The organism is Streptomyces sp. NPDC086549 (assembly GCF_044746205.1).
Classification (GTDB): Bacteria; Actinomycetota; Actinomycetes; order Streptomycetales; family Streptomycetaceae; genus Streptomyces.
The window spans coordinates 44,441-60,644 of record NZ_JBIVBS010000031.1; the positions used below are offsets into that span (position 1 = coordinate 44,441).

Consider the following 16,204-nt stretch of genomic DNA (forward strand, 5'->3'; position numbering starts at 1 on the left):
CGCAACCGCCCACTGGACGGGCACCTCCAGAACGGCCGGCTGCGACTCGGCAAGGGCCGCGCACACCTCGCACCACCCCCACCGATGACTCCGTGCCCTCCGCGTGCCCTCGAGTACGGACAACAAGGGTCGGCAGCGGTACGTCCCGCCCACTTCGAACCTGAGGAGAAAGCGCGTCTTCGCAGGTCAGCGCCTCCGCACCGGCCCAAGCGCCGTCGCTTCCCAAGCTGAGAGCGCGAGTTCGATTCTCGTCACCCGCTCCGGCAGAAACCCCCAGGTCGTGGACCCGGGGGTTCTTTGTTGTCTAGACCGGTAGGCGGGTGCCGCATTCTCGTCACCCGCTCCATATTTGAGGCCCAGGTCAGAGACCTGGGCCTTGTCGTTGTGTCTGGCGGTCAGTCGCCGTGTGCCAGATTCGCGCCAGATGGGTTTCCCGCCCTTTTCTCTCTCACCAGCACGCTCACGCTCGCTTCCGGGGGTGATTTCTGACGCCTTGTTCCGGATCGGGCCCGCCGCTGAAGGCGGCGTCGCCGGGGGCCACGCCGCGGATTCCCTGGTGCAGCACGGCGGGTACGACGCCCTTGAGCCGCGGCACCGCGATCCGGGTTCTGTCATGGGCGGAATCGGCGAAGACGAACAGGCGCAGCACCAGGAAACGTCCGGTTCCGGCGAGCCCGGCGGCGCTGAGGTAGACGGCCTGCTCGGAAAAGATCCCCGGTGACGGCCGCACCATGTGCAGAACGGCCATCGCGGCGCAGGTCACCGCGTAGGCGGCCGCGGCCGACCCCGCGGACTGCCAGTGCCGGCGCCATCCGGCGCGGCGCCCGGCCCCGAAGGTGAAGCGTGCGTGGAGCTCCGTACAGAGGAAGGTGGAGGCAACAGTGATCAGCGCGTTCGCCACCGGCCAGGGCATCAGGGCGGCGCACAGCGACACAGCGGCACTGGAGGCAACCCCGGCACCGCCGCCGCACAGGACGAAGCGGGCGAAGGCAGCGGTTGGACCGGGAACGGCCGGGGTCCGCCGTGCGTCGTCCTGGTCGGTCGCCGTCCGCACCGTACGCACCGTGCCCCGTGCCCCACACCGTGCTTCGCGCGCCGTCTCCGGCTTGGACGCGAGCGGCGACTTCATGGGTTTCCTTCCGGACGGGCCAGCTGTGAACCTCTGGGGCGCGCTGGGTCGACCCATGCCGCTGCCCGCCGACGGCGCCGAGGCGGTGCACCCCCGAGCCGAGGGTGGGTCGCGCCGCATCCTCGGGCCGGGGCTGGGCCGTCAGCTCGCCGTGTTCGAGGTGGCCGGCGCGACGGTGTTGCCGGTCACCGTGCCGGTGGCACCGTCGATGGTGACCAGGTGTCGGACGCCGTCGGTGCCCAGCACCTCGACCTCCCACGCGCTTCCGCCACCCTGCTCTGCGATCACGCGCAGCGCGTCCGCCTTGCCACCGGAGACCGCCTTGCCGGCCGCCTCGATCGCCGCCTCGGCCGAAACCGCCGGCAGCGGCGCGGGCGCGAGGGTCCCTTCAGTGACCTGACCGCTCTGGCTGCTCCGGTTGCCCTGGCTGTCGGTACCGGGCTTGAATTCGTCGTCATGGCCGCCGCGACCGCCTCGTGCCTGCCCGTACGCGCGCTGCCGGCCGTCGTCCCCGCCTGCCCGCCTGTGCTCTGCCGCAAACTGGCCGTGGTCGCCCTTTTCGCCGTGGTCGTGGTGGACGACCGCAGCGACGCCGGTCGCGGCTGCGCCCGCGAGGAGAACCACGACGCCGAGGGCGGCCCCACGACGCCGGCTCACCCGCGGGAGACGCGCCCGGAAGGTCTTGGCCGACTTGGTCGACTTCGGCTCCGCGACCGGTGAGTCCGGCGTCGACTCGGGCTGCTTCGGGGCTTCGGGTTGGGACATGCTCGGGCTCCTGATCGCTTCGACCGGCCCGGTGCCGGCGGCTGCGATCAGCTTGGAATGCCGTTGCTGAAGCCAGGCTGAAGGTGGCTGAAGGCGTCTTCAGCCACCGCCGGTCCGGCGTGCGAGGCTGTATGCCGTGCGCGTACTGGTGGTCGAGGACGAGAAGCGGCTGGCCGCAGCTCTGCGGCGAGGTCTCATGGCAGAGGGGTTCACCGTCGATGTCGCCCACGACGGGAACCAGGGACTGTGGCTCGCCCTGGAGCACAGCTACGACGTGATCGTGCTCGACATCATGCTGCCCGGCCTCAACGGCTACCGGGTCTGCGCCAGGCTGCGCTCGGCCGGGAGCGACACACCGATCCTGATGCTCACTGCCAAGGACGGGGAGTACGACGAGGCCGAGGCGCTGGACACCGGTGCCGACGACTTTCTGTCCAAGCCGTTCTCCTACGTCGTCCTGGTCGCCCGGCTCCGCGCCCTCCACCGTCGTACCGGCCACCGGGTCCCTCCGGCAGTCCGGCTCGGTGACCTGGTGATCGATCCGGCCCGCCGCACATGCGTCCGTGGCGGCATCGAAGTCCGGCTCACCGCACGGGAGTTCGCCATTCTGGAGTACCTGGCCCGCCGCGCCGGCGAGGTGGTGTCCAAGCGCGAGATCCTCGAACATGTCTGGGACTCGGCCTTCGAGGCGGAACTCAATCTCGTCGAGGTCCACGTCAGCGCCGTACGCCGCAAGATCGACACCTCCTTCGGGCGCTGCGCCCTGGAGACCGTCCGCGGCGCTGGATACCGGCTGGCGGTCGACGGTGGCTAGACGACTCGTCCGCCGCGCCGGCGAGATACCGGCAGCGATCCGGCGCCTGCGCTCGGCCGCCGTGAGGCTCGTACGACACCCGTGGCCGGGATCGGTGCGGGCCCGGGCGACGCTCGGGGCGACCGCGGTCGTCGCCCTCGCACTGACCGCAGCCTCCTTCGCGCTGTTCGCCCTTCTGCACGCCGACCTCCAGCGCAACGCCAACGACGCAGCCACCGCGCAGGCGGACGCCGTCGGTCAGCTGGCCGCCCAGGGCAAGCTGCCCGACCTGCTGGCCCTCACCCACGGTGCCGACTTCATCCAGGTGGTCGACAGCAGCGGGCGCGTGGTGGCCGCCAGCCAGAACCTCGTCGGCCGCCCGGCCGTCGCCGGCCTGCGCCCCCATGAGGGCAAGCTGCGCGCCACCTGGTCCGGCGAACCGTTCGGCGAAGGACACCGCCAGCGGATCGTCGCCGTCACCGCCCAGACCCCTGGCGGCGTGGTCACCGTGTATGCGGGCACGTCGCTGCGGGACGCGGACGCGGCCGACGAGATCACCAAGGCCGCGCTGGGCATCGGCACGCCGCTGCTGCTGGCCACGGTCGCCCTGGTCACCTGGTGGGTGACCGGCCGGGCCCTGCGTCCGGTGGAAGCCATCCGCTCCGAGGTCGCCGAGATCACCGGACACGCTCTGCACCGCCGCGTCCCGGTACCGGCCGCCCAGGACGAAGTCGCCCGCCTCGCCCGCACCATGAACGCCACCCTCGACCGCCTGGAAGACGCCGTCGTGCGCCAGCGCCGGTTCATCGCCGACGCCTCGCACGAACTGCGCAGCCCCATCACCGTCCTGCGCACCCAGTTGGAGGTCGCCCTCGCCCATCCGGACCCGGCCCTGTGGCCGGACCTGGTCAGCGACGCCCGGGAGGACACCGTCCGGCTCCAGGACCTCGCCTCCGACCTGCTGCTCCTCGCCCGTCTGGACGCGGCCGAGCCGGTGAGCCGCGTGCCGCTGGACATGGCCGAACTCTGCCGTACGGCCGTTGCCGCACGCCACGACGACCGGCTCGCCATCGACACCAGGCTGCAACCCGGCCTCACTGTCGAGGGCAACCGCGGCTGGCTCATCAGGCTCCTCACCAACCTCCTCGACAACGCCCAACGGCATGCCGATCGCCGCATCGAACTGGCGCTGCGCACCGACCTGGACGCCGGCCTGGCCGTACTGGAGGTGACCGACGACGGACCCGGCATTCCCGATGCCGACCGTGAGCGGATCTTCGAGCGCTTCACCCGCCTGGACGACGCCCGCAGCCGGGACCTCGGCGGAGCCGGCCTCGGGCTGGCCATTGCCCGCGACATCGTCCATCAGCACCACGGCACTCTCCGCGTCGAACCCCACCCGCACGGCGCCCGCCTCGTCGCCCGTCTCCCGCTGTCGCCGTCCGGGACTTGAAGCGGATCCTCAGGCCCGACGCCGATCGCCGCATCCGCCCCGCGACTTCGAGTGCATCGCCGCCGTCACCGGCCAGGCCCTCCAGTGGCACGGCCCCGAAGCCGACAAGTGAGCCAGAGCCAGGCGTCGACCGTTCCGGGGAGACGCGACAGCCGACTGCGGCACGGGTGTACGTCGCCAGAAGGCCTGTGCACGCGCGAAGATCTCCGGAGCTGAACGGCCGACCAAACGGATTCGAGCGCACCGCTCGCTTACGCATGCGCCCGGTCCGTCGGGTGCCGAGGCTGTGCCCACGACGTGCCCGTACGAGCGGACAAGCGCGGTCAACATCGGTACGACCAGACCCGCGCAACCGTATTGGGGACGGCGCATCCGCGCAGGTCACCTGCCATGCAACCCCGCAAGCGCCGTCGCTTCCCAAGCTGAGAGCGCGAGTTCGATTCTCGTCACCCGCTCCAGAATGAAACCCCAGGCCAGCGGCCTGGGGTTTGTTTGTTGTCTAGTCCAATTTGGGGGTTCCGCGCCCTTTCTCCGCGGACTGGCCGACGCGGATCATCGTGTCCTGGTAGGAGCGTCCCGACGTCCTCCCGGACCACCTGCGGAAGCTGCCGGGCTTGATCAACTGCAGGGCCACGTCCCGGAGGGCCGTGAGCAGCGCGTGGAGCGCGGGCCTGGCCGGCGATGTGTCCTGCACCGCTGCATGAATGGCCCTGACCGGTTCCGGCTGCGCACTCTGCGTACCACGACGGCGGGGTGGCGGCTCGCCAGTCCCATGGCCGGGATGAGGCTGATCCCGAGGCCGGCGGCCACGAACCCCTGTGCCGTTGCGTAATCCACGCTCTCCACCAGCACTGCCTACGTCGCCGTCCCGCTCATCACCGTGTCCGCGCTCGACACCACTCCCGGCCAGGTCGGCGTGCTGGCCGCGCTGAGCACTGTCGCCTTCCTGCCTCCCCGCCTTCCCGCCTTCCTCAGGACGGTTGCGCGCGGTGCCTCACCGCGGATGAAACGCGACCTCCCATGTCGGGTGCGCGCGGCTCGTCGTACGCTGGCGGATCGCAGGTGCGGTGTGCGGGGGAGGAAACGGGAGTTGGCTACTGCCGGAGCGGCCACGGGTATGTCTGCTTCGTCCGACGACGATGCCTGGGCGCGGCTGCTGGAGGACGTGGCGAGAAGCGGGCGGCGGCTGCGGCGCGCGGAGCTGGAGTCGCTGCGCGAGTACGGCGACCGGGCCGCCGAGGAGGGGCGGGGGCTCGCCGAACTGGTCGACGAGCGGCTGGCCGTGACCGGAAGGGTCTGGGAGGGGCAGCCGGTCGACGCCGCGTCGATGACGGCGCTGCGGGCGGCGGTGGCCGCGCTCGCCGACGGGCACGGGCGGGCGTACCGGGAGCGGCTGCGCCGGGAGGAGGCCGGGCGGCGGGAGTTCGTGGCGGACCTGCTGAGCAGCCGCAGCGACGTGGGGCGACTGGCCGAGCACGCCGAGCGTTTCGGGCTCAACCTGGCGTGCGCGCATGTCGTCGCGGTCGCCGAGGGCGACGGCTACGACCTGGAGGATCCGCTGGTACGGGCGCTGGAGCGGCGGCTGCTCGGCCGATTCGGTGAGCAGGAGATCCTGCTGGCGGTGAAGCACGGGCGGCTGGTGTGCATCGTGCCGTCCGGCCCGGGCGAGGCCGCGGCGGTCAAGGCGTTCGCGGAGCTGACACAAGGCCGACGGGTCGTGGTGGGCCGTCCGCACAGCGGGCCCGGCGGGGTCGTGAACTCCTACGAGGAGGCCCGGTCGGCGCTGGAGCAAGCGGCCCAACTGGAATTGCGTGGACCGTTGTTGTACGCGGCCGAGCTGCTGGTCCTGCCGGTGCTGCTGCGGGACCGGGAGGCCCTGGTGAATCTGGTGCACGGGGTGCTGGGCCCGTTGCGGACGGCGCGCGGCGGGGCCCGGCCGCTGCTGGAGACGCTGATCGCCTACGCCGATTCGCGCTACGTCGCGGCGGAGGCGGCGCGGCGGCTCGGGCTGAGCGTGCGCGCGTTGGCGTACCGCATCGCACACGTCGTACGACTGACGGGCCTGGATCCGGACGACGCGTTGCAGCGCTACACCCTGGAGACGGCGGTGTTCGGCGCGCGGCTGCTGGGGTGGCCGGACCAGGGTCAGCCGGCGGACGGGTAGGCGGCGGACGGATAGGCCGCGGAAGGGTAGGCGGCGCACAACGCCTGCCAGCGGGCGGTCTGTTCGGGTGTGGCCCGGTCGCGAAGCCGGGCGAGTTTGAGCAGGTTGGCCTCCGCGGCGCTGCCGAGGGTCCGTGCCTCGGCGAGATAGTGGTCGTCGAGCAGGGTCTCGACCTCGGCCTCGCTCTGGACGGGGTCGATCCGGGCGGCGAGCTGCGCCATGGTGCGGTACGAGCCCTGGAGCAGGAACGGCGGTTCCAGGCGGTCGGCGTCCTCCTGGGCGGCGGAGGCGATGTAGGCGCGGTTGACGGCCAGGACGGTCCGCTGGACGCCGCGCAGCCGGGTGAGCGTGGCCAGCACTCGGTCCAAGTCCGTTACGGGATGGTTGAGTTGGTCGGCCTGGGCGCCCGGGTCGCCGTCGGCGAGGGCGACCAGCAGGCGCAGGTCGGCCGGGTCGGCTCCGGCGAGCGGGGCCAGGACGGGGTTGGCGGCGAGGGCGTTCTCCAGGAAGGAGAGCGCGAACAGGTCGTCGTGGCCGCTGAGCACCTCGCCGAGGTTCCAGACGTCGGCACGGTTGGCGAGCATGTCGGGGATCTGGAAGCGCTGCCCGTTCGCGGTGTACGGGTTTCCCGCGAGGCAGACGGCGAAGCGGCGCCCGCGCAGGTCGAAGCTTCGGGCGACGCCGTCGGCGACGGCTTCGATCCGGCGCTGCGCGTCGCACAACGGGATGAACTTCTGCAGCAGTTCGGCGCCGACGTGCTGGATGTCGTCCAGGTACAGCAGGACGTTGCTGCCCGCCTCCAGGGCGAACACGATCTTCTCCACCTCGCGCCGGGCGGCCGCGTCGGGGGCGCGGTCCGGGTCGAGCGAGGTGGTGCCGGTGCCGAGCGCGGGGCCGTCGACGCGGACCATGAGCAGGCCGAGCCGGTCGGCGACGTACTCCAGCAGGGTCGTCTTGCCGTAGCCGGGCGGGGACAGGAGCAGGAGCAGGCCGCTGCGGTCGGCCGGTCCTGTGGGGTCGAGGGTGCCCAGCTGCTTGGCCAGGTTGTCGCCGACGAGGGGGAGGTAGACCCGGTCGATGAGCTGGTTGCGGACGAAGCCGGCGAGCGGGCGGGGACGGTGGTCGTCCAGACGCAGCCGGGCCCGCTCGGCGGCCAGGACGTCCGCGCGCCGCCGCTGGAAGGCGCGGAACGCCGGTGCCCGCTGCTCCCGGAACTCCTTCGCATGGTGCGGAAGTTCGTCGACGCGCACGGTCAACCGGCCGTCGCGGACGCGGGGGTGGACGCCGAGGAGGCCGTCGACGGTCTCCTGGACGGCACCGGCGATCTCGTAGCGCGGCAGGTCGGGTGTGCACAGGTGGGCCACGGCCTCCGGCACGCCCTCACCCTCCGAGTGGACGGCCGCATACGACCCCAGCCAGGCGTCGGCGAGTTGGCGGCGCGCGGGCAGGTCGGCGCCGAGCGCGTCCAGGTCCGCGGTGAGGGCGGGGGCGGCGTCCGTGTGGCGGAAGCCGTCGAGGAGGGTGCGCGCGGCGGCACCGGTGGCGAAACCCTCGCGCGGATCGGCGAGTTCGGCCACCAGGTACTCGCCCGCCCGCGGTGCCGGAGGGAGCCCGGCGGAGGCGGTGAACGCGGCCACCGCGTCCGAGAGTTCGGCCGCCAGCTCGGACCAGGCCGTCGCCGGTGCGGCACCGTCGGGTCCGAAGTGGGCGCGGGCCAGCGCCAGGGAGCGGGCGCGGCGCTGCCAGGCGGCGCGCCGGTCGTCGGTCGCGGCATGGGCCCAGAACAGCTGGGCGGTGGCGCGTACCTCGGCGGGGTGCTCCAGCAGCCCGGCACCGGTCCGCAGCCGCAGCAGCGCGCCGAGGATGACGGTGGCGTCGTGGTCGTGGACGCCGCGCTCGTAGCCCTCGTCGTAGGCGCTCTCGGCCGCGCGGCGGACCTGGTCGAGCAGCGGCTCGTCGGCGGTGGCCGTGGGCAGCAGCGCGGCGGCCAGGTACTCGGCTCGGTAGAGCGCCGGTGACTCGCTGACCAGGGGCTGCGTCCAGAACTCGCGCCCGGCCAGCAGCTCGGGGAGGTGGGCGGACCGCCGGTAGCCGGTGCCGGTGACGGCGAAGGCCAGCCCGTCGCCGTCCGGCTGCAGGGTGAGTTCCACCGGTTCCCGGCGGACGGCGAAACGGTGCCGTCCCAGCCGTACGGCGGCCCCGCCGTCCTCGGTCAGATCGGCCCGGTCGCGCAGCTCGCGCAGGGCGCTGCGGACGGCGTCGAGCAGGCCGTCCTCCAGTTCCTGGGCGCGCACCTGGTCGTCGAGGTCGCGCAGCTCCCCGGCGGCGGCACGGACGCGCGTCGCCATCTGGTCGGCGGCCTGCGCGGCGTGGATGTCGGCCGCCGAGCCGAGCCCGGCGAGCCTGCGGCGCAGCGCCTGAAGGGCCCGTAGCGCGGAGGCGGCCACCCGGTCGGCGCGGGCGGCGGCCTCGTCCAGCAGGGTCTGGCGCCGGGCGGCGAACGCCTGCCGGATCTCCTCGCGGCGCAGCGCCAGGTCGGCGGCGAGGTCCTCGGCCTCGGCGAAACGGGCCTCCAGTGCGTCCAACCGCAGCAGCAGACGGGCGAGTTGGTCGTCGCAGGCGGCCGGGGAGCCGGCGGCGGCCAGGGCGGCGGTCGTCGCCTGGGCGAGCAGGGCCGACTCGGCGGCGTGGGCGGCGCGGTGCTCGGCGTCCAGCAGGACCCGGCGGCGGTTCGCGAGGACCGCGCGGGCGCGGTTGACCGCCGCCAGCACCTCGCCGATGGCCAGCAGCACGGCCGTCGTCGCGCTCGGATCGGCGGCGACCGCGCCGGTGACCAGGTCGGTGACGGTGGCCAGGGCGTCCGCCTGCTCGGTGAGACCGTCGGTGAGCCGCTCGGCCTCGGCGGCGGTGGCGACCGAGGCGGCGTCCTCGGCGGCGCGCAGGGCGGCGGCGAGGGGGGCGGCGAAGGCGTCGGGACCGGCGAAGAACGCGAAGGCCCGCTCGGTCGCCGTCGTGAGCTCGTCGGCCAGGTCCGCCTCGACCCGGTCCAGCGCGGCCGGGTCGAGCTGGGGCAGGTCGCGCAGGGTGCGGCTACGGCCCTGGGCCCGGCGGAGTTCGGCGAGCAGCGCGGTCCAGGCGTCCGCGTCGGCGGGCGGTTCGCCGTGGGAACGGCGGATCAGCCCGGCGGCCTCCTCGCGCGCCCGGTCCAGCTCCCGCGCCGCACGGGCGGCGAGCTGCCGGATCCTGGCCTGCTCGGCGGCCAACTGCTCAGCGGCAGCCCGCAGTTCGGCCAGCGGTTCGAGCAGGCCGGTGTCGGCGAGCCAGTAGTGGCGGTCCGCCGCCTTGGCGCAGACGTCGAGGATCAGCTCCGGGGCGGCCGTGGCCGGGTTATCCGGCGCGGCGGCGGTCGCCGTACGGACCACGTCGAGGCATTCGGCGATGCCGTGCACCAGGTCGGCGTTGCCGATCCGCTCCAGGGGGCCGTCGCCGACCGCCTGGGCGGCGGCGTACTCGGCGGACTGGAAGGGGGTCTGCCACAGCTGGAGTTCGTGCGTGCGCACCGGCTCGCGGTCCGCTCTGAGCAGGACGAGGGTGCCGTCGGGGAGGAGGGTGTGCGCGGCTGCGTGCAGGGCGCTCGCTGCCTCGCGGCGGACGGTGTTCCAGGGCAGCAGCAGGACCTGGGCGCGGCCGGGGCGGCGCAGGACGTAGAGGAGGTCCTCGCCGTTGGGGGCGGGGAGTACGGCGTCGAAGTGCAGGCCGTCCGCGGCGGTGTCGGCGACCGTGGCGTCCGCCGTACCGGTGTCGCTGCCGTTGCCGCCGTCGATACGGAAGGTCCGGTGGCTGCCGTCCGCCAGCTCGTAGCCGCCGGGGAAGATCAGGCCCTGCTCGGCGGGCAGCAGCCGGGCGCCGCGGCCGACCGAGTCCTGGCGGCGCACCGAGCCGGTGCGGGTGTTGACGACCAGGTAGCGGTCGGCCGGTTCGTTGTAGGGGCGGATGCGCAGGAGCAGCAGGGGGCCGGTCACCGCGTAGGCGACCGTGGCGTCCGCCAGACTCTGCAGCGGCTCGTCGACCGGCTCCCTGAACAGCGGCCGGTCGCCGGGCACGGCGTGGACGGTGAGGCTGCCGCCGGTGGTGGCGACCGAGACCGCGCCCTCGCCGCCCTCGATCAGGATCCGCCCGTCGGCGTGGTCCTCGCGTCCGGTCGTCCGCCACGGCAGCTCGGAAGCGGACTGCTGCGGCAGGTCACGTTCCCCGTGGTTGCCCAGGTACTCGACCCGGTCCGCCCCCAACTGCCAGCTCAGGACCCGTAGATCACCGTCGTTCTCACCGGTGCGGAACACCGCGAGCAACCGCCTCGACGCCGTGCGCACCAGGTCGGCGAGGCGGGCGTCGCGGTAGTAGCGCAGCAGTTCGGCCAGGTCGCGGCGGAAACGCTCGTCGTCCAGCAGGCCGGGGGCCCGCTCCGGACCCAGCGCCGAGCCGTCCAGGGCGTGCAGCGACAGCAGTCCCGCGTCGAGGTCGGGCGCGGAGGTCCCCAGCAGGAGGACGTCGGGGCGTACGGCGACGATGCCGCGGGCGGTGCCGGCGCCTCCGGTACGCGGCCGGGCCGTGCCCGCGAGCGTCAGCGGGCGGGAGCCGAACGCCTCCTGCCGGCGGGCGTTCAGCTCGGCGGCCCGTCGGCCCAGTTCCGCCGCGCGGTCGGCGAGGCGGGCCCGCAGGATCTGGTAGGTGCCGTCCTCGACGCCCATGGTCGTTCCCCGTTCCTGCTTGCTGCCGTTGATCGTCTGCGGCGCCGTTGTGGCTGGTCGCGCAGTTCCCCGCGCCCCTTTGGGGCGCGGTTGTTGTCGCGCTACTTCGCCGTACCGTTGGCGAGCTGTACCGGGTCGACCGAGACGGTGTTGCCGTCGGCCTGACCGCCCAGCAGCTTCAGGAGCAGCGCCAGGTTCCACGGGCCGCCGGCCGCCAGGCCGCGCAGCACCTCCGTCGCGTCGCCGCTGAAGCTCTTCTCGCCGCTGAGCCATTCCGCGCCGAGGGCCTGTACCGTCTCCGAGCCCTGGACCGCGCCGTCGATCGACTTGCCGAAGGACACCGCGCCGACCAGCCGCTCCAGGAACACGCTGTCGCCGCCCACGATGTCGATGTCCGCGCTCTCCAGTCCGGCGGCCAGCACGGCCGCCTGTGCCTCGGCCACCGTCCGCTGGACCTCCAGCGCGGCCATCCGGACCTCCTTGTCGGCGGCCAGCCGCAGCCGGAACTCCTCGTGCGTCCGGGACACCTCGTCCAGCGCGGCCATCGCCGCCGCCTTCTCCTTGAGGCCGGCGGCCTCGCCCAGCAGCCGCTCCCGGATGCCCGCCGCCTCCGCGTTCGCCTTGCTCTGAGCCACGGCGGCCTCGGCCAGCCCGACCTTCTCGATGGCGTCCGCCTTCTCCTTCAGGCCGGCCGCCTCGCCCTCCAGCCGGGCTCGCACACCGGCCGCCTCGGCCAGGGCCTGGCGCTCCGCCACCTCGGCCTGTGCCAGGCCGGCCGCCCCGGCCATGGCGCGATCGCCCTCCGCCCGGCGCACCTTGGCGGCGGCCTCCAGCTCCGCGCTCTTCTGCCCGGCCTCGGCCAGCACCAGCTGTTCCCTGGCCCGCAGATGCGCGGCCTGCTCGGCGGCCTCGGCCGCCTTGATGTCCTTGACCAGCTGTTCCTGTGCCTCCGCCTCAGCGGCGATGATGACCGTCTGCCGGGTGCGCTCGGCCTCCTGGACGACCCGGACCCGCTTGATCTCCTCCTCCTGCTCCGCGACCGTGCGCTCCACCGCGACCCGCTCGCGCACCACGTCGGCCACGCCCCGGCGCTCGACCTCGACCTGCTTCTCCTTCTCCGCCCTGGCGAGCTCCACCTCCCGCTCCCGGTTGACGACCTCCAGCAGCCGGTCCTTCTCGATGCGCTCGCCCTCCACCGCGAGGACCCGCTCCCGGTTCTTCTCGGCGACCGCGATCTCCCGCATCTGGTTCTCCCGCTGGACGCCGAGGAGTTCCTCCGTCCGCAGCAGCGCGCCGTGCGCCTTGAGCCGCTCCTCCTCCTGGACCTGCGCGGTGGCCGCCTCCTCCTGGGCCCTCAGGGTCTCGATCCCCTTGCGCTGCCGGATCTCCGCCTCCGCGCGCCGCCGTTCCAGCTCCAGCACGGCCTCGCGCGCGTCGACGTTCTGGCGGGTGATCTCCATCTCCTCGTTGCGCTGGAAGTCGTTGGTGCGGATGTGCTCCAGCGCCGTCAGCTCGGTGATCTTCCGGATGCCCTGGGCGTCCAGGATGTTGGAGGCGTCGAGCTGCTCCAGCGGGGTCTGCTCCAAGTGGTCGATCGCCGCGTCCTCCAGGTGGTAGCCGTTCAGATCGGTGCCGATGGCCGCGACGATCCGGTCCCTGAACTCCTCGCGCTTGGTGTAGAGGTCGGCGAAGTCGAGCTGCTTGCCGACCGTCCGCAGCGCCTCGGCGAACTTCGCGCTGAACAGGTTCTGCAGGGTCTCCTGATGGCTGGCCCGCTCGGTCCCGATGGCCTGGGCCACCTTGATGACGTCCTCCACCGTCTTGTTGACCCGGACGAAGAACGTGATCTGGATGTCGGCGCGGATGTTGTCCTTGCAGATCATGCCCTCCCGGCCGGTCCGGGAGATCTCGATGGTCTTCACCGAGATGTCCATGACCTCCGCGCGGTGCAGCATGGGCAGGACCAGGGCCCCGGTGAAGGTGACGTCGACGCTCTTGGGCCTGGAGACGATCAGGGCCTCGCCCTGGACCACCTTGCGGAACAGCCGGCCGAAGAGCAGCAGCATGCCCAGGCCGATGAGCAGCAGGACGGCGACGAGCACACCGATTCCGATGGTGACGACAGACATGGCGGATCCCTTGGACGACCTTGCCGTGGATGAGTGGGTGAAACGAACGAACGACGTGCTGAACGCCTGTGGCGGACGGAGAGCGAGGCCCCGTCAGCCGGTGGCCGGTGTCAGCCGGTGGCCGGTGTCAGCCGGTGGCCGACGGGGCGGGCATGACCCAGAAGAACTCGCCCTCGGCGTCGTAGTCGTAGATGAGTGCCGACGACCCGGCGCGCAGTGCTGCGCCGCCCGGTCCGGCCGCGTCGTCGTGGCTCTGCCGGACCTGCACGGTCGCGGAGGATCCGTCGACGGCGTGCACCTCGGCCTGCCCGAAGTCGGGGCCGACCCGCCCGGTGCGGATCACGCAGCCGAGACCGACGAAGTCCCGGCGCGACGGCGGCGGGGCGGGGGCGGGCGTCAGCCGCCGCAGCGGCCACGCCAGCAGGCGTGCGCCCGCCCACCCGCCGACCAGGGCGGCCGGCAGCAGGGCCCCGTGATCCCCACTGCCGAGCACCACCCGGCCGGTCAGCGCGCTGAACCAGGCGAAGGCGACCACGAGCGACACCGCCACGGTGATCGGCACCCCGCCCAGGCCCAGCACCCGCTGCAGCCCCCCGTGGCCATGGCGCCCCCCGCCGTGCCCATGCCCGTGCCCCCCGCCGTGCCCATGGCCGTGATGGCCTGCGCCGCCGGCTCCATGGCCGTGATGTCCCCCGCGTGCCCCGGGAAAGTGCGCGCCTCCCAGGAGCACCAGCAGCCAGTAGGCCGCCACCACGACAAGGGCGAAGGTGAAGACCACGGTCGGATAGGCCGTGACCGCCCCCAGAAAGTCCCCCACTGCGCTCGCCCGCCTCCGCGATCCCCCCGACGGCCACGCTCCGTGTGCCGCAAGCGCAAGGGTGACATCGCGCCAACGGCCACGCACTGCGTGATCCCGGAAGTCTCGGCGCCCGCTTCATGTCCCGGATCAGCTCACACACCGCCAGATCCCCGCAGGTCCCGGCGCGGGACACGCAGGGACACCGAACGACTGAGATGTCAGCAGCTCATCTGACACGCTATTGCACATCTGTGACAGCGAGCGCACAGCTCCGTCACCCCCTGTTGGAAGACTTCTCTCATCGCGAAGGGCGGCAGGCCGAGCGGACCGGTTCAGGTCCCGGGGACGGCGGGCGGTTCCCGCGAAACTCTCGTCGCAGCATCATCCACATCCTGGGGGAACGTAGATGTCCGCTCGTAACCGTCGGAGCACCGCAGCCGTCACCACCGCGGGTGCCGCCGCACTGCTCACCCTGTGCGGCGCCGCCGCCACCGCGACGGCCGCTCCGTCCTCCGGCGGCGATGCCAAGGGCAGCGCCGCGATGGTCGCCGCAGCCGCGTCCGCTCAGGCGGTCACCGTGCCCAGGGGACTCACCATCAGCGACGGCACCCGCCACGTCGTGGTCAACGGCAAGTCGATCGACTTCGGCACCACCGTCCGTGACCTGGCCTGGAACCCCAGCGGCAGCAAGGCCGCCTTCATCAACGGGCACGGCGACCTCGTCGTCTCCAACCCCGACGGCAGCCACCGCGTCATCGTCGCCGCCAACCCGGGCGGGCAGACCTGGTCCCACCCCACCTGGCAGGTGACCGCCGCCGACCGGACGAACCAGATCCCCGCGAAGAACAACCTCATCTTCTCGGCCAAGATCCACGGCAGCACCGTCCTGGAGGGCATCAAGGCCACCAGCAACCACGGTAGGCCGGCCAAGATCAGCCTGAACGGCGACCCGGGAGACGGCGGCGTCCCCCAGACCAACAACACCTGGCCGAACGTCGGTGGCAGCTACGGCACGGCCGTCTACGAGAACACCCACACCGGCGAGGTCTACATCCGCGACGACTACCTGCGGCAGCAGGGCGGCGCGCTGACCAAGGGTTCCGAACCCGCTCTCTCCCCCGACAACGAGGAAGTCGTCTTCGTCCGCTCCGTCCACGGGCACGACCACCTCTTCGTCGAGGACTTCGGCGGCTCCACCCCCGTCGTCAAGGACGTCACCCCCAACGCCACCACCGACTACACCGAGCCCACCTGGTCGCCCAACGGCAAGACCGTCGCCTTCCGCACCCCGACCGGTACGTACACCATCACGAAGACCGCCCACGGCTTCGGCAAGCCCGTCAAGGTCTCCAAGCACACCGGCCTGCCCGCCTACCGCGGCTGACTGCCGCCCAACCGGCCGCCGGAGCGGGCGAGTTCAGCCTGGAGCTCCGGCAGGTGCTGGTCGGCCGTGTCATGCGGCAGGTACTCGACCACATCGAGAAAACGGAACAGGACCTGGGCCTTGGTGACGGCGAACTCGTAGTCGCCGTACCCCACCACGGCACCCATCTCCCCACGAACAGCGCCCCGGACGACATGCGCGGTCATGTCGTCCGGGCTTTGTGCTGTCAGCCCCCGCCGAGCGTTGGGGCGGGCCAGATACGGGCAGACCATCGAGGCGTAGAGCATGCACGCGCGGTGCCCCGGAGCCTCCAGGGTCGCCGCCATGTTGCGGTACGGCCGCCCGGCGGCGAGCGCCTCGCCGATCGCAGCACTCTCCGCGGCACCGACCACCCGCCACACCGGTCCTCTGGGCATCAGGGTGTTGCAGACCGAACACAGCCGCTGTCGCGCGCACTCGGCGCTGCGCCCGTAGTCGGTGAGCGCGAACTGAGGCTCGTCGCCCTCCCACGGGGTGATGGCGGGAACCGGGTAGCCACGGCTGTCACGAGGTCTGGCCTCGACGGTCGCCGGCATGGGAACGGAATCGAATCGCACACCCCATGGTGAACCAGATGGCCTCGCCACGGCGACGGTTGTGAGGCATGGACCAGCCCGGTGTCCGCCTCGCACCAGATGACGGACCCGTGGCGTGAACGCGAAAAAGCCCCAACTCTCGGTTTTTCAACCGGAGTTGGGGCTCTTTCTCAAAATTTGTTCGGCGGCGTCCTACTCTCCCACAGGGTCCCCCCTGCAGTACCATCGGCGCTGTGAGGCTTAGCTTCCGGGTTCGGAATGTAAC

At 72.5% G+C, this 16,204-nt stretch carries 11 protein-coding genes and 1 rRNA gene; 4 read left to right on the forward strand and 8 right to left on the reverse strand.

Features of this window, described 5'->3' with window-relative positions:
• Positions 1 to 460: 460 nt before the first annotated feature.
• Together ACIPSA_RS48090 and ACIPSA_RS48095 are read right to left on the reverse strand one after the other, a co-directional pair.
• Positions 461 to 1,129, reverse strand: a complete 669-nt coding sequence (locus tag ACIPSA_RS48090; RefSeq protein ID WP_402647794.1) for a GtrA family protein — start codon at positions 1,127 to 1,129, stop codon at positions 461 to 463.
• A 141-nt stretch (positions 1,130 to 1,270) separates the two neighbouring features.
• Positions 1,271 to 1,894, reverse strand: a complete 624-nt coding sequence (locus tag ACIPSA_RS48095) for a PepSY domain-containing protein (RefSeq protein WP_402647796.1) — start codon at positions 1,892 to 1,894, stop codon at positions 1,271 to 1,273.
• 136 nt (positions 1,895 to 2,030) lie between these two features.
• Here ACIPSA_RS48095 and ACIPSA_RS48100 point away from each other — a divergent pair, with 136 nt between their 5' ends.
• Both ACIPSA_RS48100 and ACIPSA_RS48105 read left to right on the forward strand, forming a co-directional pair.
• Positions 2,031 to 2,708, forward strand: coding sequence for a response regulator transcription factor (locus ACIPSA_RS48100; protein ID WP_402647798.1), 678 nt, complete (start codon positions 2,031 to 2,033; stop codon positions 2,706 to 2,708).
• A gap of 61 nt (positions 2,709 to 2,769) precedes the next feature.
• Positions 2,770 to 4,140, forward strand: coding sequence for an ATP-binding protein (locus ACIPSA_RS48105; protein ID WP_402647799.1), 1,371 nt, complete (start codon positions 2,770 to 2,772; stop codon positions 4,138 to 4,140).
• Between the two features lie 499 nt (positions 4,141 to 4,639).
• On the opposite strand, the gene ACIPSA_RS48110 is transcribed toward ACIPSA_RS48105, so the two are convergent.
• A complete protein-coding gene (locus tag ACIPSA_RS48110; protein ID WP_402647802.1) occupies positions 4,640 to 4,834 on the reverse strand; it encodes a hypothetical protein in 195 nt (64 codons plus the stop codon).
• A gap of 423 nt (positions 4,835 to 5,257) precedes the next feature.
• Here ACIPSA_RS48110 and ACIPSA_RS48115 point away from each other — a divergent pair, with 423 nt between their 5' ends.
• Positions 5,258 to 6,304 (forward strand): PucR family transcriptional regulator, encoded by a 1,047-nt coding sequence (locus ACIPSA_RS48115; RefSeq protein ID WP_402647804.1) that lies wholly within the window; start codon positions 5,258 to 5,260, stop codon positions 6,302 to 6,304.
• Here ACIPSA_RS48115 and ACIPSA_RS48120 read toward each other — a convergent pair.
• The 3 genes from ACIPSA_RS48120 to ACIPSA_RS48130 all read right to left on the reverse strand — a co-directional run bounded on the left by ACIPSA_RS48120 (position 6,286) and on the right by ACIPSA_RS48130 (position 13,998).
• Complete coding sequence (locus tag ACIPSA_RS48120) at positions 6,286 to 11,052, reverse strand: DNA repair ATPase (RefSeq protein ID WP_402647805.1); 4,767 nt, start codon at positions 11,050 to 11,052, stop codon at positions 6,286 to 6,288. The genes ACIPSA_RS48115 and ACIPSA_RS48120 overlap by 19 nt on opposite strands.
• A 101-nt stretch (positions 11,053 to 11,153) precedes the next feature.
• Entirely contained in the window at positions 11,154 to 13,181 is a 2,028-nt protein-coding gene (locus tag ACIPSA_RS48125; protein WP_402647807.1) for an SPFH domain-containing protein, read from the reverse strand.
• A 127-nt stretch (positions 13,182 to 13,308) separates the two neighbouring features.
• On the reverse strand, positions 13,309 to 13,998 hold the full coding sequence (locus tag ACIPSA_RS48130) for a hypothetical protein (protein ID WP_402647810.1): 690 nt from the start codon (positions 13,996 to 13,998) through the stop codon (positions 13,309 to 13,311).
• A gap of 388 nt (positions 13,999 to 14,386) precedes the next feature.
• Between ACIPSA_RS48130 and ACIPSA_RS48135 the strand changes: the two genes are divergently transcribed.
• Positions 14,387 to 15,364 (forward strand): TolB family protein, encoded by a 978-nt coding sequence (locus tag ACIPSA_RS48135; protein WP_402647812.1) that lies wholly within the window; start codon positions 14,387 to 14,389, stop codon positions 15,362 to 15,364.
• Here the strand turns inward: ACIPSA_RS48135 and ACIPSA_RS48140 are convergent.
• Together ACIPSA_RS48140 and rrf are read right to left on the reverse strand one after the other, a co-directional pair.
• The gene (locus ACIPSA_RS48140) at positions 15,352 to 15,939 is read right to left on the reverse strand and encodes a hypothetical protein (RefSeq protein ID WP_402647815.1); all 588 of its coding nucleotides are present in this window, start codon (positions 15,937 to 15,939) and stop codon (positions 15,352 to 15,354) included. The two genes, ACIPSA_RS48135 and ACIPSA_RS48140, sit on opposite strands and share 13 nt — an antisense overlap.
• Before the next feature lie 179 nt (positions 15,940 to 16,118).
• Positions 16,119 to 16,204, reverse strand: a 5S ribosomal RNA gene (gene rrf, locus ACIPSA_RS48145); the annotation flags it as partial.

Excerpts from the sequence above, each read along its gene's own strand:
- ACIPSA_RS48090 (WP_402647794.1), bottom strand. The coding sequence starts at position 1,129 with ATGAAGTCGCCGCTCGCGTCCAAGCCGGAGACGGCGCGCGAAGCACGG.
- ACIPSA_RS48095 (WP_402647796.1), bottom strand. The coding sequence starts at position 1,894 with ATGTCCCAACCCGAAGCCCCGAAGCAGCCCGAGTCGACGCCGGACTCA.
- ACIPSA_RS48115 (WP_402647804.1), top strand. The coding sequence starts at position 5,258 with ATGTCTGCTTCGTCCGACGACGATGCCTGGGCGCGGCTGCTGGAGGAC.
- ACIPSA_RS48120 (WP_402647805.1), bottom strand. The coding sequence starts at position 11,052 with ATGGGCGTCGAGGACGGCACCTACCAGATCCTGCGGGCCCGCCTCGCC.
- ACIPSA_RS48125 (WP_402647807.1), bottom strand. The coding sequence starts at position 13,181 with ATGTCTGTCGTCACCATCGGAATCGGTGTGCTCGTCGCCGTCCTGCTG.
- ACIPSA_RS48135 (WP_402647812.1), top strand. The coding sequence starts at position 14,387 with ATGTCCGCTCGTAACCGTCGGAGCACCGCAGCCGTCACCACCGCGGGT.
- ACIPSA_RS48140 (WP_402647815.1), bottom strand. The coding sequence starts at position 15,939 with ATGCCGGCGACCGTCGAGGCCAGACCTCGTGACAGCCGTGGCTACCCG.